General features: G+C 51.5%; 13 protein-coding genes. 8 read left to right on the top strand and 5 right to left on the bottom strand.

The genetic code is table 11. The annotated features are described in order from the left end of the window. Window position 1: 1 nt before the first annotated feature. From AC27K1_RS08665 to AC27K1_RS08630, 8 genes are all read left to right on the top strand, one after another. Entirely contained in the window at window positions 2-2,989 is a 2,988-nt protein-coding gene (locus tag AC27K1_RS08665) for a tape measure protein (protein WP_487149854.1), read from the top strand. Then, complete coding sequence (locus AC27K1_RS08660; RefSeq protein WP_487149852.1) at window positions 2,989-3,372, top strand: hypothetical protein; 384 nt, start codon at window positions 2,989-2,991, stop codon at window positions 3,370-3,372. The genes AC27K1_RS08665 and AC27K1_RS08660 overlap by 1 nt, the downstream gene beginning before the upstream one ends. 8 nt (window positions 3,373-3,380) lie before the next feature. Continuing rightward, a complete protein-coding gene (locus AC27K1_RS08655; RefSeq protein WP_487149851.1) occupies window positions 3,381-4,805 on the top strand; it encodes a hypothetical protein in 1,425 nt (474 codons plus the stop codon). A gap of 76 nt (window positions 4,806-4,881) precedes the next feature. Then, a complete protein-coding gene (locus tag AC27K1_RS08650) occupies window positions 4,882-8,409 on the top strand; it encodes a hypothetical protein (protein ID WP_487149849.1) in 3,528 nt (1,175 codons plus the stop codon). Next, complete coding sequence (locus AC27K1_RS08645) at window positions 8,409-9,452, top strand: hypothetical protein (RefSeq protein ID WP_487149847.1); 1,044 nt, start codon at window positions 8,409-8,411, stop codon at window positions 9,450-9,452. The genes AC27K1_RS08650 and AC27K1_RS08645 overlap by 1 nt, the downstream gene beginning before the upstream one ends. Beyond that, on the top strand, window positions 9,452-10,027 hold the full coding sequence (locus AC27K1_RS08640; protein WP_487149845.1) for a hypothetical protein: 576 nt from the start codon (window positions 9,452-9,454) through the stop codon (window positions 10,025-10,027). The genes AC27K1_RS08645 and AC27K1_RS08640 overlap by 1 nt, the downstream gene beginning before the upstream one ends. After that, window positions 10,020-11,936, top strand: coding sequence for a hypothetical protein (locus AC27K1_RS08635; protein ID WP_487149844.1), 1,917 nt, complete (start codon window positions 10,020-10,022; stop codon window positions 11,934-11,936). Before AC27K1_RS08640 ends, AC27K1_RS08635 begins: the two co-directional genes overlap by 8 nt. Beyond that, complete coding sequence (locus AC27K1_RS08630; RefSeq protein ID WP_487149842.1) at window positions 11,936-12,169, top strand: hypothetical protein; 234 nt, start codon at window positions 11,936-11,938, stop codon at window positions 12,167-12,169. The genes AC27K1_RS08635 and AC27K1_RS08630 overlap by 1 nt, the downstream gene beginning before the upstream one ends. 109 nt (window positions 12,170-12,278) lie before the next feature. Here the strand turns inward: AC27K1_RS08630 and brxL are convergent, their stop codons facing one another. The 5 genes from brxL to AC27K1_RS08605 form a co-directional block, all read right to left on the bottom strand. Further along, the gene (gene brxL, locus AC27K1_RS08625; RefSeq protein ID WP_487149840.1) at window positions 12,279-14,366 is read right to left on the bottom strand and encodes a BREX system Lon protease-like protein BrxL; all 2,088 of its coding nucleotides are present in this window, start codon (window positions 14,364-14,366) and stop codon (window positions 12,279-12,281) included. A 3-nt stretch (window positions 14,367-14,369) separates the two neighbouring features. Next, on the bottom strand, window positions 14,370-16,904 hold the full coding sequence (locus AC27K1_RS08620; RefSeq protein WP_487149839.1) for a PglZ domain-containing protein: 2,535 nt from the start codon (window positions 16,902-16,904) through the stop codon (window positions 14,370-14,372). After that, entirely contained in the window at window positions 16,904-17,518 is a 615-nt protein-coding gene (locus AC27K1_RS08615; protein WP_487149837.1) for a DUF4276 family protein, read from the bottom strand. Before AC27K1_RS08615 ends, AC27K1_RS08620 begins: the two co-directional genes overlap by 1 nt. Before the next feature lie 3 nt (window positions 17,519-17,521). Next, window positions 17,522-18,778 (bottom strand): AAA family ATPase, encoded by a 1,257-nt coding sequence (locus tag AC27K1_RS08610; protein ID WP_487149835.1) that lies wholly within the window; start codon window positions 18,776-18,778, stop codon window positions 17,522-17,524. Between the two features lie 106 nt (window positions 18,779-18,884). After that, on the bottom strand, window positions 18,885-20,755 hold a 1,871-nt coding region (locus tag AC27K1_RS08605), incomplete at its 5' end, for a hypothetical protein (RefSeq protein WP_487149834.1).

The following is a 20,755-nucleotide window of genomic DNA, read 5'->3' as shown; positions in this document are numbered from 1 at the left end:
CATGGCGACCCTGCGCGATTCGGCCATCCGGCTCACTCTCAAGGCCCGGGATCTGCTTTCCGGTGTCATTCGCAAATCCGCCGATTCATTGGGTGAGCTGGATGACCGTGCCCGTGATCTCAAGACGGAACTGAAGGCATTAGAGCGCCAGGATCGTTTACTAACGGTGTTCCGAAAACAGGTCACCACAGTACGGGACAGTAACCGGGCCTATCGGGAGGCGCAAAAGCGGGTCGTGGAACTGGCGAGGGCTTACAGCCAGACAGAACAGCCTTCCAAACGATTGCAACAGCAGCTGGCTTCGGCCCGCAAAACCGTCAGCGCGCTCAATGATCAGTACGGAAAGCAGCGGGACAAGCTGGCGGAGCTGCGTCGCTCCCTTGAAAAACAGGGACTCTCGAATCGCAATCTGGCAAGCCAGCAGGCATCACTACAACAAAAGCTCAAGGCGACGGCCGAAGCCTACCAGTCCGTTTCCCGCAAGGCTCGCACCACCCGAGAGACACTGCGTAGCAGCCGGTTTCGACAAACGGCAGCAGACGCGGACAATGCCCGGCAAAGCATTAACCGTCTGTCGGGTTCCTTCCTGCGGCTGGTCACAGCGGCCTCGGGCCTTTACCTGATTAAACGCTCCCTGACCGGTATCCTGGAAACAGGGGATCGATTTGAACGCCTGCGCATCCAGCTCAACGCCATCATGGGCTCCATTGAGGCAGGGGGCGAAGCGACTGACTGGATTCGAGAGTTTACCCGCAATACGCCGCTACGACTGCAACAGGTCACCGAAGCTTTTGTCACGCTGAAGAACTTCGGCCTGGATCCCATGGACGGCACCCTGCAGGCCCTGGTGGATGTGAACAGCAAGCTGGGGGGCAGCTATGAACGACTGCAGCGTATCAGTCTGGCGCTGGGGCAGGCCTGGGGTAAGCAGAAACTACAGGGGGAAGAACTTCGGCAGTTGATTGAGGCAGGCGTTCCAGTCTGGGAGTTGCTGGCCAATGTCACGGGACGTAATGTCACCGAGCTACGCAAGTTATCCGAGCAGGGCAAGCTGGGCACTGATGTTATTCGGGGATTGATTACCGAGATTGGCCGGTCGTCGTCCGGTGCGGCGGCTGCCAATATGCAGCTGTTGTCCGGTTATGTCTCCAACCTCAAGGATCGCTGGGAGGAATTCAAAAACGCTGTAGCCGAGAGTGGCTGGCTGAAATACGTGAACTCGGCTCTGGCAACACTCAGCAACAAACTGGATGCGTTGGACAAGGATGGCAGGCTGCAGTCGCTGGCCAAATCAATCTCAGACAGTTTCATCGCCATAGCAGAGGGTATCCGAGGTGCCTTCGAAGGCATTACCCTGGATGAATTTGTCGAACGGGTTCGTCAGGGTTTTACGAGTATTGCCGAGCAGGCCAGCGGCATTGTTGGCGCCTTTCGGATTATCGGCAATACCATCAGCGTCTTCTTTAACAGCTTTACCCTGGTGGTTAAGGGGGCTGCAACCTTTATAAGCGGTGCACTGGCCCAGATTAGCCAAGGTGTGGCCGATGTGTTGGAAGTCTTTGACGCCGATGAGCTTGCCAAAAAAACAAGGCATTTCAGCGAAGCTGCCCGCGAGGTGATGGCCGGCTTTGCCCGGGAAACGGCAGAAGACGCAAAACAGATCCGGGCAAGCCTGGATAATATGGCCTCTGCCTTTACCGGCAGCCAGCGTCAGATGCAACAGGCTACCCAAAAGACGGCGGCGACCGTCAAATCAACCAACGACACCATCCAGCAGAGCAACGAACAAACCGCTGAATCAACGGCGAACCTGTACAGTAATATCCAGTCCGCCCTGGATGCCATTGATGCATCGGAGACCAGTGCGGAGTTGGCAGATATTGGCGTCATCCTCGCGCGTTCCTACAACGAGCAGAAACTGTCCGCTGAGGATTACCAGAGTGCGGCAGAAAAGCTCAAAGAAAAACTCAGGGAGCTCAAACAGGCTGCCAAAGACACAGCCACCGGCCTGATGTCGATTAAAAGCGACGGTGGTAAAGCTTTTGATGGCGTGAGCAAGGCCGCCGGTAACGCCCAATCCATCACCGGGGTGATGGCTAACCATATCAACGGCATTACCCGTGAACTCCATACCATGAGTCCTGCTGCTGAAGCTGCTTTTCATGTCATCAGCAAAGGCAGCAGCGCAGAGGGGCTTCGTAAAACGGGCGGTGAAATCGAAAAGCTCAAAACGCAACTGGGCAAGGCACGAGAAAAGGCTCAGGCGCTCAATCAGTCCATGGGACACCTGGAAGCTACCGGTATCAGTGACTGGTTCAGGAATACGGCGATAGCCGCAGAAGTCACCAAAGCCAAATTTCTGGAACAGAAAATAGCCTTTGAAGAACTGATGCAATCATGGCGAAACGGTGAGATGACGGCTCAGTCCTTTACCCGTCAGGCGTCTTCCATGGGAAACAACCTGAACCTGCTCAATGAGGCAGATCTTGGTGCGCTGAACAGTGCGCTTGCTCAGGCCAAACAACAGATGGATGCCCTGAACGACAGCACCCGCAATACCCTGGAAAGCCTGCAAAACGAGCTTGATCAGCTGCGTGGCAATACCGAGGCGGTTGAGAAACGGAATTTTGAGCAGCGTAACCGGGAACTGGAGGCGGAACTCAAAGATGCCCGGCAGAAGGGCGATGCCGAATCCATCAACAACCTGGAAAAATCATTGCGACTTAATCGACAGGTGTATAACGAAAAGCGTCGTCAGATCAATGATGAAAAGAACGGGGAGCGGCGTCGTGAGCAGGAACAAAGCCCAGCCAGCTCACAGCCTCTATTTACACCAGCCAAACCGCCTCAACAGAGCAACACCGCAGCGGCGCCCGAGAAGGTCATCCGTCTGGAATATCCCGGTGGACAGGTAGACGTCGGCATTCGAGACAGTGATGAAATGAAACTCCTCAAGGCGTTGGAGACTGCCGGCATGAGATCCATCTGATGACGCTGGATGATATCGAACTGCCGGACGATCTGCTCTGGGTGAATGAATACCAGTGGCAGCCGGTCGCCCAGGAAACCGAACGCACCCTGACCGGCGCCTTGCTGGTTCAGGAACAGGCGAAGCTGTATGGCCGGGAGATTGAACTGTCGGGCGAACAATCGGGTTGGGTGACTCGCGCCACTGTTGATGCCTTGAAAAGCATGGAAGCAGTAGCCGGGAAGGTGATGACGCTTACTTTGCCTGATAGCAGCACTTTTGAGGTGATATTTGATCGCAGTAACGGAGCAGCAGTCGAAGCACAGCAGCTTTTACCCACTGCCTATCCGGATGCGGGGTATATCTACACACTGACGTTACGTCTGTTGACTGTGGGCTCTTGAGTTACAACATGTCGTGTCAGATTGCTGTGCCTGCCCAAATAGCGTTCAGAGATTCTTTGAAAAAAGGAAATGCATTGATTAAGGGAGCCAGCCACTTTTATCCTGTTTCAAAATCCCTTAATTTTGTAATCGCCACAAGCAATAATAAAGAGGTTGGAAGGATGCAATACAGGATCAATGGACTGCTTTTGTGCGCCGTATTTTCCATGGCGCTGACGGGTTGTGTAAAGAAAGCCACGTTGACACCGGAAGAAGAAGCCCAACGCAAAGCGTTAATGGACGCATTCATAGCTCAAATGAATGCCAGAACACAGCAGCTGCAACATCAAACTGCTGCTGAAGAAATGGTCACGGCGTCAGCATCAGCTATTGGGAAAAGTCAGCCGCAAAAAGCAGCAGAATCAGTCAATCTCCCTTCGCAATCCGATGAACAGTTGGCGAAAATGGTTAAGTCCTCAGCCAGTGGACATACAGGCGCGATTTTTGAAAGGCATCGTGATGGATTACTTGTCAATGGCCAGCCATTTCTGGATCCTGAGGGGGAAATACTTCTCTACAGTGCCAGCAATATAACGGGCGAATTTACGTATCTTGTCCAGACAGGCGAGCAAGAAGCCTTGATGAAATTTTCTCGTGCCGGAGCTGCTGGAGAGCCCGTGACTATTGCGAGCGTGAATTACTACAAAGGATCATACAGCGTAAAAACTGCTACAGGAAAGTCGCTAAGAGGTCAGTACGTTATTCCTACGAGTCGCGGGTTTGCTGTTTCCAGAAATGGTTCAATCTTTGTGTATGAAATCGGCAATAGCGCCATTCGCTCTTACAATCCGCCCAAGGGGTATCATGTCGCACGATTCCAGAATGGCGATATTGCAGGAACCGGTTATCTGCTCCTTGAAAAAGATCCGCATGAAAAAGGCTCGGCCAGTGAATTAATGGATTTTGGCACATTAGGTAATTTGATGGGTTTGTCATCTTCCTCTGATTACATGATGGTCAACCTGGAAACGGGTCAGCAAAAACCACTCGTAATGACTCTGGGTGGGAAAAGTACGGGCTTTTACTCTGGATGTGTCCAGAAAAACGACTACATGAATAAATGCGACCAGGCGTCATTCATGGAATCGCTGTATCGTCAGGATGGCAAGCCCAACAAATCGCATTACTTCTGGCGAGTCAGCTGGTATCAAACTCAACATGGGCCTTTCATGGTATCCATGGAACAAGGTAGTAAGAAGATTAACATTACCAACCTGAAAACAGGAGAGAGTGTTACTGCTTTTGAGCGAGCTTTGGGCATTGCGGATTATGAAGTGTCGCAGAATATCAAAGGTGATCTGAGTATCAATGCCTGGATGGCTTTCACTAAAAAATCAATTCCGGACGCGGTTGCTTTCTGGCAGGAAAAGAAAAAGATTCTTGCCAGTAACTAAGTTTTAGTACTTCAAATTTGCTGACAAATAAAAGCCACCAGAATCGGTGGCTTTTTTTATAAACGGAGACCCATGGATGGCGATTCTTCCGGATGACGTCAAACTCTACGCCTCGCAACGCCTGACCGATGAGCCTGACGGCGGCGGTCGTGCGACCGGCAATGAGGTGATCGATGGCGATATCAATAATCTGTTTCGGGATATTTCCCGCATTGATCGCACCCTGGGCGATGTGTCGCTCCGGAAGGTCTATGCCGGTGTCAGCACTGACAATACCGATCCCTACCTTGGCGCTCACCTGATCATTACCGAGCCGCCGCAGGATACCAGGGTCGATGTGCTGCTGTTCAACACCGACAGCCAGACCGATGAGCGTACCGAGGCCCGCAACCGGATTGAGTCCTATGTGGTGCCGGCGGTGGATGCCCCTTGGGAACTGTTGGGCGACCAGCTGGTCGGGCAACGCAGCATGCAGGCAGTGCAACGGCCTGAAGATCGTTTGCCTGAAATTGGTGAGGTCTATCGGCTGCTGGATGAAAACATCGGGCAGGAGCAGTACATCCGCATCACGGATGTTTCGGCCAGCACCGAAACCTTCACCATCAGCCGCAATGACAACTATGTGGACTTTGTCCGCCGTCGTTTGACGCTGGGGATAAGTTCACCGCTGGAGCAAACCTTCCCGGGGGGCACAGCAACCCCCAGCGGTACCGAGCGCCGTGACAGCACCCAAATCACCCGGGTACAAAGTACACAGGTGGCCGATGCCGCCAAATACTATGGCGCTTCCTCGCTCAGGGAAACGGCCAGCGCCGGCAGCACCAAAATCAAGGTCAACAGCATATACGCCCACCTGGTGCCGAGTGCTACCAGTGAAACGGCGGTGATTGATGAGGCGGGTTACAGTGGTAGTCGCCAGATTCTGCCAACGCGCAATAGCACACTGAATACGACACTGGTTTTCGGACATATCCAGGGTAACCAGTCACGTTCCTATCTGGGCGCGGGTGTCGTCAGGCAAAGTCTGGTGTTAGCCATTGAAGGGGGAACCTATGAGGACAATGGCACCGGTGAGTTCACTCATGTTTCAGGCTCCGATCCTTTTGAGCGCATCACCATCGACTATGAAACCGGGCAAATTGACGTTTACAGGACGAGCAGCTATTTCACCGGTAACGCCAGTGCGACCTGGCAGCCGGGAACAGCAGCAAGCGGCATCTGTGTCTCCGAGGTCGTTCAGATTGAGCTGCAGAACCGGGGCTTTACCTACACTTTTGCTTTCCCGGAAGAAAAACCCCGTCCTGGCAGTTTTGTGCTGAGCTACATGGCGCTGGGGAAATGGTATGAGCTACGTGACCCCGGTAATGGACTGCTGACCGGTAATGGCAGCGGCACCATTAATTTCGCCACCGGCTCTGTTGCGGTAACGCTTGAGGCCATGCCCGATGTGGATACAGCGTTGGTGGTCAGCTATTCACTGCCGTTTGCTGATGAGCTGACCATCCATACCGGCTCAGCGGTTGCACAACAGCCGGAGATCCGTCACACCACAGCGCACCCGGGGATTAAACCGGGCAGCGTCACCATAACCTATATCAGTGGCGGCCAGAGCAAAACGTTAACAGACAACGGCGCGGCGATTCTTTCCGGGGATGGTAGCGGCAGCCTGATTTATGCGTCCGGAGAACTGGCCTTTGTACCGGATACCTTGCCTGATGCCGGCACCGCCATCACGGTCAGCTATGAGCAGGGCAACCAGATTACCAGCCCGGTTAGTGTTGATGTGGACGGCAGCGGTACCGCAACCGGCACCATTCCCGGCGCCCCCCTGCTACCGGGCAGCGTCAAACTGACGTTTACCTGTGAGCGAATTGGCGAGGTTCCCAGTGCCTGGAAAGGCACCAATATCAAGCCCATTCAGATTTATGACCGAATTTACAATGTCACCCATACGGTATCCGATGACAGCATCGGGGGCTGGAAGGGGCGCGCCGGTTCCATCAACTATGCCACGGGTGAGTTTTCCATCGAGGCTGAACAGAACTACAGCTATAAGACATACAAGATCAACACCTATAGCTATGAGTTCGCTGGCAAGACCTACACCCGCCAGCGCGTCGAGGGTGATACAACAACTCTGACGGAAACCTACCAGGGCAATACCCTGTCGGTGGCGGCGCAGGAGAACGCGCTTTCCCATCAGCCGGAAACTGAAAGTGTCACTGTGCCTGATTTGCTTATCCGGCTGTTGCCCAATACATCAGAACCGCTGGTACCGGGTTCGTTGATGTTTGAGTTTGGTGGAGCGTTTTATCAGGACCGGGATGGCGCCATTATCAGAAATCTCTCCACCGCCACCAATGCGGGTGCCATCGTCGGCAGCATTGATTATACCGGCTCACAGGTGACCCTCAGCCAGTGGCCGGATGGCGCCAATCCAGCGGTAAACCTGCTGGCCTCTGCCACAACGGCTGCAGGTTATCAGACAGACCGTGTCGCTTTTCGCACACCCGGCGCACCGATCCGTGCCGGTAGTTTGCAAATCAGCGCACTGCGAGCCGACACCGGCGCCACCCTCAGCGCCCAGGCTGATAATAACGGGCTGATCAGCAGCCCGGAGATGCTGGGTTATATCGATTACCAGAGCGGCTGGTGTCAGGTTGAGTTCACCGATGGCGTTAATCCCATTCATGTCATCCCGCAGTCTATCCGCTTCAACAGTGTGGTGCTGACCAGTATTCCACTGGACAGTGAGCTTATTGGGCTGGATCCGGTGCGTCTGCCCGCCGATGGTCGAGTACCCATCTATCGCTCCGGTGATGTAGTAGTGCTGGCCCATACCAACACCACAACGGTGAACTTACCTGCCGCCGGACAAACGGTATCGTTGAGCCGGGATCATCAGGCTGAAATCACGCTAACGGACGACTCCGGTACTTCAATCAGTAGTGCGGATTATTCTGTGAATCTGGAAACCGGCACAGTCACCTTCTCGAAAGACGTAACAGGCACCCTCACCATTCAAGACCGCATTGAGCAGATGGCGCTGGTCAGCGATGTACAGATCAGCGGCGATATCAGTCTGGCCACGCCTCTGGCCTGGGACTTTCCGGCGAATGAAACACTGGTCAGCAGCGCCGTCGTTTATGGCGATCTTCAATCCCGGGTACATGATGAATTCACCCAGCGCACCTGGGATAGCGGCGAGCCCAACTGGAGCAATCATCGCATCGGTGATGACACCACAGCCCAGTACAACCTGATCAACTATCCCATCGAGGTCAGCAACAAAGGCGCAGTAGATGGCCGGTGGGCGATTATTTTTACCAGCAGCAGTACCTTCCAGGTGGTGGAAGAAAACCTTGGCATTATCGCCACCGGCTCTACCAACAGCGATTGTGCGCCGATGAACCCGGAAACCCATGTCCCTTATTTCATTATCCGCTTTGACGGCTGGGGTACCGGCTGGAGCAGCGGTAATGTGCTGCGCTTCAATACCACCGGTGCCCTGGCGCCCTGCTGGCTGGTGCGAACCGTGTTGTCAGGACAGGGTACTACCGATGATGACCGTTTCACCCTGCAGATTCGGGGGGACGCAGACTGATGGCAGCTTTAGCAATTGGCGATGGCAGTCAGAGTACGCCTTTCCTGATCCAGACGCCGGAGGACTTTGAGGCTGTCTGGCATGACTCGGGGAGCTATTACTACGAGCTGACCACTGATCTGGATATGGATGGTCGTGTACTCAATACCAATGGCGATGGTGGTAATTTCCATCTGAACGGCAAAGGTCACAAGGTCATCAACATGACCTGTGGCGCTTACTGGCACTTTTGGGGTAGCGGTGATATTCGCAATATTGAATTCTACATTGTCAGCGGTCTCACCACGGGATTGCACCAGACCTGTTATAACGGGGCAGTGCTTCAAGATGTAAGAATCCACTGGCAGCATAACGGCGACGTCTACCTTTCCCGCGAGTGGCCGCAGGGACAGCCGGTTTATCAGAACGTGGTGCTCAGTGGTCTGGCGACGCTCAAGCACATCGCCAATCAGGGAGGCTTCGATACCAGCGGCTGTTATGTGGCCATGAACCGTGATCCCAATAACAACGATGGTGTGCTGGTCAGTGATATCTATGATCCGGCGGAATACGTCAATCTGGATTCCGCCCTCTGGAACCTGACTCCTGGCAGTGTTCCCTCCCTGATACCGCAGACAGCCGACTACAGTCGCTATACCCATGTACTGGGTACGACGCTGGTAGACGGCAGCCCTGTACCAAGAACGGTTCGGGCAGTAACCATGGAACGCCATGAGTTAATCGCCCAGATAGACAGCGAAAACGATGGCAGCTTTGAGCTGGTCACCAGTCCCTACACTGATGGCATTCTGGTTTATGCCTTTGATGAATACGGTAGCCTGCTAAAGCCTGATACGTCTTATGTGATTGGTGACGTTACCCATCCCCAGACACCCAACGGCTATCGCTATATTTGCATTCAGGCTGGCACGACAGACGCAACACTTCCCACCGCGCCATGGTCAACCAATCAGCTGGCCAGCGGTACAGCCGTCTTTGAAGCCTATAAACTCCGCCAGCCCATGCTGCATGGCCCCGTCACGCCGAAAAGGATTCTCGGCTGATGGCGGGATACATTCCGAACCCGAACGCACTGGTGTTGTCAGTGCAAGATGGTTATGGCACACCGGCTGCCGCCAATGTGGTGCTTGATGTTCCATCACCGGATGCTGCAAAGACCTTTGTCAGTGGTACGGTGTCGTTGAACGGCGAACCGGTTGACAAAGAAATCGTGGTGGTTTCCTACCGGCAACAACAGCGGCAGGGGCAATTGCCGGAACGAACCATTGTTGCAAGTGGTCAAAGTACGACAGATGGCAGTTTTGATATTGACCTGAACGGCTTTGCTGAACCGGTTTTGGTGCTCGCCATGGATGACTATGGTGATACCTGGCAGGCCAGCACCCGTTACATTGTCGGCGATGTAATTCATCCCACGACAGGAAAGTTTTCCGGCTTCGTCTACGAGTGTCTTTCGGAAGGGATATCAGATTCATCAGAACCCGAGTGGTGGGAGGATAACGGCAGCATCAATACTGGACTGGTTGGAACAGCTGTGTTCAAAGCCCGACCATTCAATCAGGCCATAGTCCATGGACCTTTGCTGCCAGCAATAAGAAACGACACTGATAATGGCTGACTATCTTCCTGACCCATCAAGTCTGACGCTGGATGGTGACAGTAATTACCTGGTACCTGATGCAGCAAGCATTACGCTGGATGTTGCGTTTGGAGAGCCAGTAAAACCACTACCTGTCGTCTGGCCGGTAGCGCCATCAATAACCCGCAGTTGGCAAGCATCTTGGGAGCCTGCAGACGACAAACAAAAAGGCGCAGATGTTGGTTGGCGACGAATAATGCTTCAAGCGAGTCATATAGAGCTTCGACTGCAGGTGGCAAGCAAACAGATTGAGCCTGATCTCAAATCTCTCTGGGGAAGAGTCCCTGGCAAAGAAACAGGTTCCGTTCTGGAATGGGCAACTGGTTACCGTTGTAAGTCTGATGCTGTAGGTTTGTGGAGAGACGTTCCTGCCAAAGATGCAGTACCTAATAATTCAGGCTGGGACGACAGCATTATATCAAAAGCAATCAGTCGTGGGATATGGTGGGGCAATCCGCCGGGCCAGGATCAACAGCACAGTGGTGGCTGGTATAGGGTACAGGAGCACTTTTCTGAGGAAACCGAGCAGAATACCTATATCCCGGAACCGGCTCGTTTAGCCTTTGTGTTTCAGGGTGGACGCTACACGCCAGCCAACAATGATGCGGTGTGGTTTACTTTTGGCTCACCGGCCACCCCAAAGTCGAGCAGGCCGCGCAATAGCAGCATCCAGTCGTCGTGGAATTTGGCCGAGCAGTACAATCCTGATTATCAGTTGCCATGGGGAGCAGGGCAGAGCCAGCAACGACGCGATGCGGATTACAGTATTCGGTTCGCATCGAATACTGATTCAGTAGATCCCAGCGATCCAACCGACCCTACAGATCCCACTTCCCTAGAACGACCCGCCGACAAGGATACCTGGCTTATCATGAACACCATTAGTGTTGTCACCCGGTCGGATCAGCAGCCACTCGATGTCACTGAGCTGGCCATTGAACTGGATATTGATAGTTTCACCTGGCAGCTGTCAGCGCAGATCAACAATCGCGCCAGCCTTAACCGGGTAGCGCCTGATCAGAATGGCCCGAAGGAAATCGAAGCCACCATTAACGGCTGGCGCTGGGTGTTTATCGTTGAGCGCTATGAGGCCAACCGTAGTTTCAACCGGGAGCGTTACCGGATTCACGGCGAGAGCAGAACGAAATTGCTGGCAGCACCTTATGCCCCTCTTCGATCCCACAGTGAGAATTCAACCATTAATGCCAGGCAGGCAGCAATCCAGCAACTTGAGAACACGGGTTTTACTCTGGAGTGGCCGAGGGAGGGCGACTTTGTGACCCCGGACTGGACCTTTCCAGAAAACACCTTTTCATACCATGAACAGACGCCCATGCAGGTTATTGCAAGAGTTGCAACAACGGCTGGGGCCGTGGTTATCCCATCTGCGGCAGAAGATGTTTTGACCATTCGGCCTCGGTATCCGCAAAGCTCGTGGGACTGGAAGCCAGAAACTGCGATCAGGCAGCACATTATCTCAGAGAGCATGGTCATCAGCCTGTCAGCCCAATGGAAACCGGAGCCACAGTACAATGCGGTTTATGTGTCAGGGATTCATACAGGTGTTTCGGTAAATGTCAGACGCCAAGGCACTGCTGGAAATGAGGTAGCACCGGATATTTACGATGATTGGCTGGTGGATGTTGGCCTTAATACGGAACGTGGAAGGAATGAACTGGCCAAAGGTGGCAATCAGGCAATCGTGACGCTGGATCTGCCGTTGATTGCTGAAGGTGAAGCGCCAGGGCTTGTTTTGCCGGGGAGGTTAGTAGAAGTTATCGAGGCAGGTGAAATCTGGTATGGGTTGTGCCTTTCAGTCGCTATCAGTGCAGCAGGCGGAGGGAAGGGTAAAGTGCTACAGCGAGTAGAATTGGAGCGTCATTACTGATGAGGGCTGCCAATATCTGGCTGCGGTTCAAAGCTCTATTACCATCCGGTAATCGTACTATCGTTACTATCATTGCCAATAATGGTAATGGTACCAGTCAAGCACAGTTGCGGGATGGCTCGATAGTTGTTGTTGAAGGAGAGATAGTCTCTGGTGGGAGTAGAGCCTTTGTTGTTGATAGGAAAGTGATTGGTATGGCACCGGAGTTGCTACAGTATGAAATGGAGGTTTGATTCAAGCCAGACTCGATCTGACAGACACTGTTTTTAATATCAGTAACTGTCAGATCGGTTTTGAGCTACTACATGCCACCTGATAAAATTCGGTTTTTACGGTGGATACTTAGCTGTTTTTGAATATGTCAACCTTTGTCTCCAGACACTTCCTCAACACCAAATCATTGGTACCAACACTAAACCAGCTATCAGGCTTCTGAAAGAAATCCAGCCCCCGTCCAATCTTGATAATCCAGCCATTGTCGATACGAATTTCCCGGTCATGCATATGCTCATTCACTTTCAAATCAAGCTCAATATCCATTTCCAGCAGGCTCTGTTTCAGCTCTCCCAGCTTGTCTGACATATCCTTAACATCGGTATCATCATCGTAACTGGTGATCAGCCGGATTTTTTTGATGGTCGATGTCTTGATAACGGCTTCACAAAAGCGAACAAAATTCTGTATCTGGTGTGTCAGGCGGATATATGGGTCTTCAATCTCAATGGATTTAGCCCCCTCAAGGTAAGGGCTGATAATCGACTCATAGCTGTAGCCTGTTGCGCCATAGTGAATGGTAAAATGCTGCTCCTGAAGCTGAGCTTCTGGCTCGGCATTTTCGCTCTCAGTCGGGGCAACAGGCTTTTTGAGTACATCATCGAAGACTGATCCCTTTTCGGGAAACTTCGCCACTGGAGTTTCAATAACAACCGTTTCATCTTCACCGTGAATATCCCGGCGAACAGGCTCCTGGGTGGCCGGGGCCAGCCTGGATTCCGGACAGTAAACAACGATTTCCTGACCATCCGCATTAATGTAAGAGAGATTGATTTTGGCAAATTCATCATCGGATTTACGCTTGTTCATCTGCTCTTTTACCCGACGACGAGCCTCTACTGCATAGGCAACATACTCTTCAAATTCTTTATCAGAAGGTGAGCCGCTGGGATGAAGAATTTTCAAGAAGGCCGCAACGGTTTTCTTGATGCCTTTTTCATCGCGCCCTTCCACCGCTTTGCCAAGGCGAATACGCTTGCTGACCTCTTCATAGCGGTTGGTATGCTTCAGCTGATAGTGAAAGGCTTCCGCCAGATAATCGGTAATAAACCCATAATTCCCCGTTAAGAACTCACTGCTGTTCTTGGGCATTTCCCAGCCGGGCAGGTAACAAGCAAAACGATCCATAACCGCCAGGTCAAACTCTTTGGGGAGGGGCTGGAACAGATCAAAAACCTCGGAGTTAACAATCTGGTCCACCGATAAATCCAGGTTGCCAACAAACGCCATGGAGGCATCGGCAATCACTTCAACCCCCCGGGAAAATCGGCCATTGGCCATAAAGTCTTTCATGATCTGGATGGTGTCATGGTCTTTAACCTTGATGCCGCCCACCTCATCAAAGGCCACGGTATCCCAAAAACCCACCAGGCCGATTTTCTTGCGCTGGTTGTTATAGAACAGTGTCGCTTTGGTCGCCTGGCCACCGCTGATCAGTGTTGAATAGGGTGAGAACTCACTGAAGAAGTAGGACTTGCCGGTGCCCCTTGGCCCCAATTCAATAAAATTAAAATTGGGTTCCACCAGAGGTAGCAAACGGGCAATAAAGTGCATTTTTACTCGATGGGAGAGTTTGCCCGGCTCCAGGCCCACGGAGCGGAGAATAAAGCTCATCCAATCATCCCGGGAGCAAGCCTGGTGTCCTTCGCAATACTGATCAAAATTAAAGCGGCTTAACTGAATGGGCCGAAGATCTTCAATGTAAAAAGCGTAATCATCGTCTTCAATTTCGTTATAGGCGATGGTCACCTCTGCCCATAGGCCGCCCTGTAAAAGCCGGTCATTGTCGCGGTAGAACTTTTCACTGATGGCGACTTTTCGAGAGTCAAAGTTCTCCAATGCTGCCCAGTGGCGACGGTTCTTCTCAACATAGTTAACGTGCACTTTGTCGATAAACCGGTACTTGCCTTTGGTGGCCACTTTGGACTGTGCCTTGTTGGCTTCGTTAGGGCGCACATAATTGTCATTAAGCGTATCCAGCACCGCTTCCATACCGGCCTGAATCTCCGCTTCATCATCGCTGGCGCAATACCTTGCCAGTAAAAATTCCAGCACAAAGGTCGGCACATTGGTGCCTTTTTTAATGCGATGCACCAGGTCTTTGCGAACCACCTTGCCATCAAACAGCGAATTAATTTTCTTATCAATGGTATCCATGGCTTATACCGTGTAGTCAGTTTCTAAATCCAACTGGCAGTAAATCGCCATGGTGGAAGGGTTTAGCGCCTTGATTTTAAAGTTGCCTTCAAATTCCATTTGCATTTTCAGGGTAATCTGAACTTTATCCCCGGGCTTCAATGTGATGGTGCCGGTGGCTGGATTTACCGCACCGCCCGGTTTGGCTTCACCGACAATATTGTCTTTTTTATCCTGGGCTTCCAGCAAAATCTCAAAATCACTGCCGGTGGAGAACATATCATCCGTTTCCACCGCGATTTCCACTACCGGCATCCGGGTGGTAATCCGTTTGGCACCATTCTTGTAGTTCAGCACCACTCTGGCCTGCTCGATAGCGGTCTGCTTCGCTGCTTCCAGCTTGACGGTAATCACCGGAACCACACACTCCTGCAAGGAAGCGCCACCATGATAATAGAGCATTCCCGAGCGATAAGACGCCATGGTCTTTGGCCCGGCCAGTTTGGCCATATTGCTGCGGATGCCGGCTTTCTCGGCAGACAACTCATAGTGGTTGCTATCAGCAGCCCCATCCCCCAGCAGGCAACGTTCATGCACCGTTAGCCAATCACCGCTGGCTTTGCCCAGGGTGTCTCCGGCCTGAGCATGGGTATTCATAAAGAAACCGTGGTCAGTGGCAATCACCGCCTCGTTAAACCCGGCATCTTTCAGCTTATGGATGGCCACCCGAATACGCTTCAGCGCATTGATAATTTCATTGGGTGCGGTATCCGGGTTGTTTTCAAAATGCCCATCAATCTCCACACTGCGCAGGATCAGCAGTTCGGTGCCCGCTTCCAGCGTAAGGCGGTTGCGGACAAACGCTTCCAGCCTGCCTTCCTGAAAGCGCTGGCCATAACGCTTGCGAATAAGCTCCATGCGCTGCTCAACGCTTTTCACTTCCTGACCCTTAATGGCGGGCACCAGCTTGTTATCGATATTATTGATGGTAAGTCCGGTACTGGCATCGGGCAGCAGACTGGCCATACCCACCAGGGTGATGCTGGGCAGCTGGGCCAGCGCCGGGGTCAATTCAACCTTGCCGTCTTCCGTCAGCTGTTGCTCAAGGGCAACACCCAGCTCATAGCGCAGGGCGTCCACCATCAGATAGGCAACTTTATGGCCACTCTGGCTCAGTTTAGGGGCAACCAGCTTATCAAATACCTCGGTATTGGCCAGTTGCCCCGATAATGGCCAGCCGGATTGGCTGAGATGCCGGGTGAACAGCTGTTGCAAACTGCCGATCAAACGGCCGTATTGTTGGCGTACCTGCTGTTGCAATGGGTGCATCAGCCCCTGGGTATCTTGCCAGTCATAATCACTGACAGCCTGTTCAAACTCCCGGTGCAGGCGGTCAACCTCCCGGAACTGGCTAATGTAATAATGGATCAGCGAATCCATGGACTGGGCGTGGTCCGGTAACACCTGCTCATTGTCCTGGCACGCTTCCACCAGGGCCAGAGCTGAGCGCAGCAGATCCCATTGCGCCTGGCTCTCGCCTTTGCCGATCCACACGGACTGCACATGGCGGGATAAAATATGACGAACCGGATCCGTATCATCCCGTTGCAGGGCGTCCATGGCCTGGTGTAAAAACGTCCGTTCCTCAAAGGGGAAGGTATCCCGCTCACCCAGATCCGCAATACCCTGGCAATGGGTTGGCAAATCCAGCTCCGCTTCCACCGCTTCTGCCCGTTCAATATAGATGGCCTGGGTACGCCGGTCACTGCGCAGCCGTTCGCAGATATCGTCAATCAGCGGTTTGGCGGCTTCTTCAGCGGCAGGCACATTGGTCAGGGCCGGGGGAAGGTCTTGTGGCAGATCAAAAACAAATTCACTGAACAGCACAAAGCGCCATAACTCATCGGCAATGGCCGACCAGCTTTTGGCACGGGTTTTCAGAGCCAAACCGATACTGGTTTTCAGCAGTTCCTTACTCTCACTGACCCAGCCGTCACTGCTATTCAGTGCTGCTAACTGTGCATCACTGGGTACCAGCAGGCTAAAGAGAATGTCACGGGTGGATTCCACTTTCAGCGTGGCTTTTAAAGTCGGCCAGCTGAACCCGCCACCAATGGCATTGATCACATTGAAATCCGGGTTTTCATTTTGCGCAAACACCGCCCTGACCTGGGTAGCAAACTCCGATTTAGCCACCAGGCAGATATTGAAAAAGCTGTCGCCATCACCACTGGGAAAAACTGCACCGCAGGCACCATAGAGGGCAAAGGGATCTTTCTGCTTCTCTTCATCTTCCATGGGGGCGGGGGCAGGCACATAGACCAGCAGTTGTGTAATGGTGTTTTGGCCTAATGACGCCAGTGCGGTTATTCCCTGTGCCCGGGAGATAATACTGGACTCGGAGGCATCCACCACTTGCAATGATTCACTGGCCATATCCAGGCAAATCTGGCGATAACGCTGGTCCGGGTCATAAACCACCAGAATGTGGTTGTTTTCGTCTTTGCCAAGGCGGGGGGCAAACACCTGAGTTTGTATATATTCTTGAATGGTCATCATTAATTCCAGGCTAATGCGGTGTTAATGGCAGCGACAAAGGCGTTAAAACTGGGGGAGTTATTGTGCGCCGGGTTCATATGCTGGCCAATCTCCCGGGCACATTCGAGCTTATTGATGCCGGTTGAGAAGTAACCCGCTTTTTTCATCTCACGTTCCAGGGCTTCCCAGGTGCCACCGGTAATTTCATCCGGGTTTCGGTACTTGGCCCTACGGGGAATATTTTCCGGAACCCTGGGGTAAGCCTGGCGAACGGCAGGCCAGTCGCCAAAGAACCAGGACTCCAGCTCTTCAATCACCACACGGTTAACCACCTGAAATCGTTCAGCACCTTGAGTTTTGGTCACCAAACCAGCCTCAGTAGCCATCTGCTCAAGCTGTTGTTTCAGCTGCAGGCAGTCATCCCGGTCACGATCCACCAATACCATAATCGCATGTTCGGCGGGCAGCCAGGCGCTATAGCCCCTTAAACGACTGGGTAATTGTTTCAGCAGGTCATCCTTGCACTGAAATTGAATGATTTGAAACTCAACATCACCCAGTATTTTTGGCAACAACTTTTCCAGAGCCGCTTCCATGGAGATCTCTTCAACAAAGACAATGAGTTTCTCCAACATGGCTTACTTCCCTGCTTTGCCTTTGGGTTTAGGGGCTCCAAAGTTGACCAGTGGGTCGCCAATACCAAAGTGACCCTCCATCCATAAATAGCCCAACGAAGCGCCCGCATTCAGCAGCTCTTTTACGCCCTGAATATCACTGGCACGCACTGCCTGGGTAAAGCCCTGCTCATCCCGGTAGAGAATGCGCACCTCTTCGGCCCGCATGGCGTTCAGCAGAAACGGTGAGTGGCTGGTAATCAGCAACTGGGAATTTTGTGCGGCACTGCGGCACTCTTCTGCAAGTTCTGGCAGCAATCGAGGGTGTAAAAAGTTTTCCGGCTCTTCAATACCGATAAAACGGGGCGGTTCCGGATCGTGCAGCACCGTTAAGTAAGCCAGCATTTTCATGGTGCCATCGGAGACAAATTTCGACAGCACCGGTTGATCAAAAGGTGCATCTTTAATCTGCAACAGCAGACGGCCATCGGGCATTGGGTCTGCTTCAACCTTTTCCAGCCGGGGAATACGCTGGCGCAAGTTGGCAAAAATGGCTTCCAGCCGTTCCGGGTGCTGCTCTTTCAGATATTGGATCACATTGGGCAGGTTTTCGCCGCCTTTGCTTAAACGCTCCTGAGGGCCGGCCTCCGGTTGATTGCGGGTTTGTTCAATAGAGAGATAGGAGACATACCAGTCGGTAATAAACTCCCGCAGGGCGGCAATACGCGGGTGTTCCGAAAGCTGCCCCAGGGTGTTGACGGCAATCAAATCCGGTGACCGCAGATTGGTCTCTTCCCGGGCATCATCCACATCGGGGGTTTCACCACTGGCGGCACGACCCTTGCCCCGGCTGAACTCCAGAAAGCGGAACGGCGCACCTTTGGTACCCCGTCGCCACTGTAGCCACTCTTCCACCACTTCCGGGCCTTTAGTACCCTCATCAATGGCCAGATGGTAGGTGATAATGGGGGTGCCGGGCTGCTCCCGGTATTTCAGTTCAAACAGAATAGGGCCGGAGGCGCCACGGCTTTTCAGCTCCTTGCCCCGGCCCCGGCGGTCCCAGGCGTGGCGCAGGCCAAACTGAAAACACTCCGAGAGGAAGTTAAACACATCAAAAATGGTGGACTTACCGCTGCCATTGGGACCCAGCAGCACCGTCAAGGGGGTAAGGTCCTTCAGTTCGATTTTGCGCAGAGCCCGGTAGTTCTCGACCTTGATGGACTCTATTCTGGGAATACCGGGTTGTTTTGTTGGTTTTTTTGTCAATTGCTTTGCCATCATGGCCTCCATTAAACAGCCATAAGCGGAAAATGCCGCTCCCCTCAGGCATTGAAAACAGGAAAGTGCCTGACTGCGGCATTTTCATTATAAATAGCACGATAGTGGATCAGACTCTTTTATCGATCAACTGTTTCACCAGTTCGTTTAATGCACTATCGCTTAAGTCTTTTGGTTGCCATTCCAGCTTGGTGTCACCGGTAAGTTTTTTGCCGCGCTTAACCGGCACTTCCACTTCATGCCAGAAATGGTCTTCCACATCGTGGGCAATGGCCAGGCTGCGATCCTGATGGCATTTGCGCAATACCCGCTCTGGCCAGATACTGCAGGCCAAGTGCGCCCAATCGTAGTCGCCTTTTTCCAGTTTTTGCCAGGTTTCTTTCAGTTTTTTCTGCCAGGCTTTGTGTTGGAACAGTTTCCACAGCGGGGCTGCGGTGATCTGTACGCCGTCGTTCAGGTTGGGTTTCCAGAATTTAGCCAGGCGTAGCAGTTCTTCGCGGAAGTCCCGTAGCTCACTGGTCAGATCGGTCAGTTTGGCCAGCTCTTTTTCTTCCTGACTGCTTCGGGCGGGTTTGCCTTGCAGGGCACTCAGGTCTTTTTCTACTTGCTGAAGCTTGGGATCAACAAAATCATTGACGCAGGTGTAGAGGGTTTGTTCGTTTAAGCGGTGATAGTAGACCCAGAGTGTGTAGGAGCCGGATGGGGTTTGTAGTGGCCAGTAGATAGGGGCTTGGCGGCGGCTTTTAGAATATTGTCCTAAGTGAAAGTCAAAAAAAAGGGATGCTTTATCAAAAATTCTATCAAATTCACTAAATGTTGTTTTTAAGGAATCGAATGAAAGTTCATTAAATTGCTCTTTAAATAGAGTAGTTGTTTCCAATAATAGTTGTTCAGATGTAAATATTAAATTTACATGACTAATGTCCTGTATTTGCTGTGGTGAATAGTAATTTGGCATGTCCAAAGTAGGTGGGCGGGATGGTTGAGGCTTTTTCTCCCATCTATAAAATAACATGCCAACTAATAATGAAAAGAATTCATATATATCTGGAATGCGAATAGCGTTTTTTTGCTCTAATAGATCTGTAATTGAGTCTAATATTGTGTGAATATTTACTTTTGTTAAATGTGAGATTAGCTCAACTTTTTTATCGATTAAATGACAGTGCTTTGTTACAAAACGCTGTTTTATTCCTCTGCTAGACATTATTTGCGCAAGTTCTTCATGAGGTTTGTCAAAAAGCTCTGCTAAATATTCTTTTTTGGCTATATCTATTTCTTTATTTAAAGACCATGTCGGTTGTCCAAGAGTTTGTTCTATCAAAGTAAGCAGGTTTGAATCATTTATTTTGAAAATAGTTTCAGATGTTGATTCTAGTTCTTCCACAAGTATTGCTATTTGCTTAACGGTCTCGTATTTTTTTATGTTGTTTTTTTTGATGAAGTCTTGGAAATCAGATAGATTGTCCGTTTCTTGCAAGCAGAAGTTTCTACAGCATTCATTACTTTCAAATAAAGAGGCTTTAAGAGTAACTAGCTGTCTTACAATACAGCTTAGTTTTTGTGATTCCTTTGAATTTAAATTAGGAAGTTTTAATCGGTTGATCATTCCATTTGTATAATGGCGAGCAGCAGTTCCTGCTACCGATGTATCACCTCCTCCTACTGCAATCTCAATTAATATTTGGCCAAATCGACTTAGTAGTAATCCCATGAATGGGAACTTTAAATCTTCGTCATGAAAAAATACTGCTTGACCCGCAGTCGTAAAGATACATTTGTCAGGTAATACTCTTGGTCCAAAGCTGCTAGTTGTTCTTTCTGGATAAGTTAAGCCCCTTCGGAAGAAGTATTTTTGATTTCTGATAGTTGCTCCACTAGTTTTTAATTCCTCACCAGATTGATTCCAGTTAATAGTAAGATAATAGTCATCATAGAATGGATTCCATTCCCCACCTTTAGCTAAAGGAAAAAACTGTT

It is taken from the genome of Kistimonas ophiarachnellae (genome assembly GCF_057552235.1).
The sequence above is the reverse complement of the archived record's forward strand: the minus strand, read 5'-3'. Positions and strand labels throughout refer to the sequence as shown.

What these genes read in the sequence shown, in the direction of transcription:
- AC27K1_RS08665 (WP_487149854.1), top strand. Translation starts at nt 2, where the DNA reads ATGGCGACCCTGCGCGATTCGGCCATCCGGCTCACTCTCAAGGCCCGG.
- AC27K1_RS08660 (WP_487149852.1), top strand. Translation starts at nt 2,989, where the DNA reads ATGACGCTGGATGATATCGAACTGCCGGACGATCTGCTCTGGGTGAAT.
- AC27K1_RS08655 (WP_487149851.1), top strand. Translation starts at nt 3,381, where the DNA reads ATGTCGTGTCAGATTGCTGTGCCTGCCCAAATAGCGTTCAGAGATTCT.
- AC27K1_RS08650 (WP_487149849.1), top strand. Translation starts at nt 4,882, where the DNA reads ATGGCGATTCTTCCGGATGACGTCAAACTCTACGCCTCGCAACGCCTG.
- AC27K1_RS08645 (WP_487149847.1), top strand. Translation starts at nt 8,409, where the DNA reads ATGGCAGCTTTAGCAATTGGCGATGGCAGTCAGAGTACGCCTTTCCTG.
- AC27K1_RS08640 (WP_487149845.1), top strand. Translation starts at nt 9,452, where the DNA reads ATGGCGGGATACATTCCGAACCCGAACGCACTGGTGTTGTCAGTGCAA.
- AC27K1_RS08635 (WP_487149844.1), top strand. Translation starts at nt 10,020, where the DNA reads ATGGCTGACTATCTTCCTGACCCATCAAGTCTGACGCTGGATGGTGAC.
- AC27K1_RS08630 (WP_487149842.1), top strand. Translation starts at nt 11,936, where the DNA reads ATGAGGGCTGCCAATATCTGGCTGCGGTTCAAAGCTCTATTACCATCC.
- brxL (WP_487149840.1), bottom strand. Translation starts at nt 14,366, where the DNA reads ATGGATACCATTGATAAGAAAATTAATTCGCTGTTTGATGGCAAGGTG.
- AC27K1_RS08620 (WP_487149839.1), bottom strand. Translation starts at nt 16,904, where the DNA reads ATGATGACCATTCAAGAATATATACAAACTCAGGTGTTTGCCCCCCGC.
- AC27K1_RS08615 (WP_487149837.1), bottom strand. Translation starts at nt 17,518, where the DNA reads ATGTTGGAGAAACTCATTGTCTTTGTTGAAGAGATCTCCATGGAAGCG.
- AC27K1_RS08610 (WP_487149835.1), bottom strand. Translation starts at nt 18,778, where the DNA reads ATGATGGCAAAGCAATTGACAAAAAAACCAACAAAACAACCCGGTATT.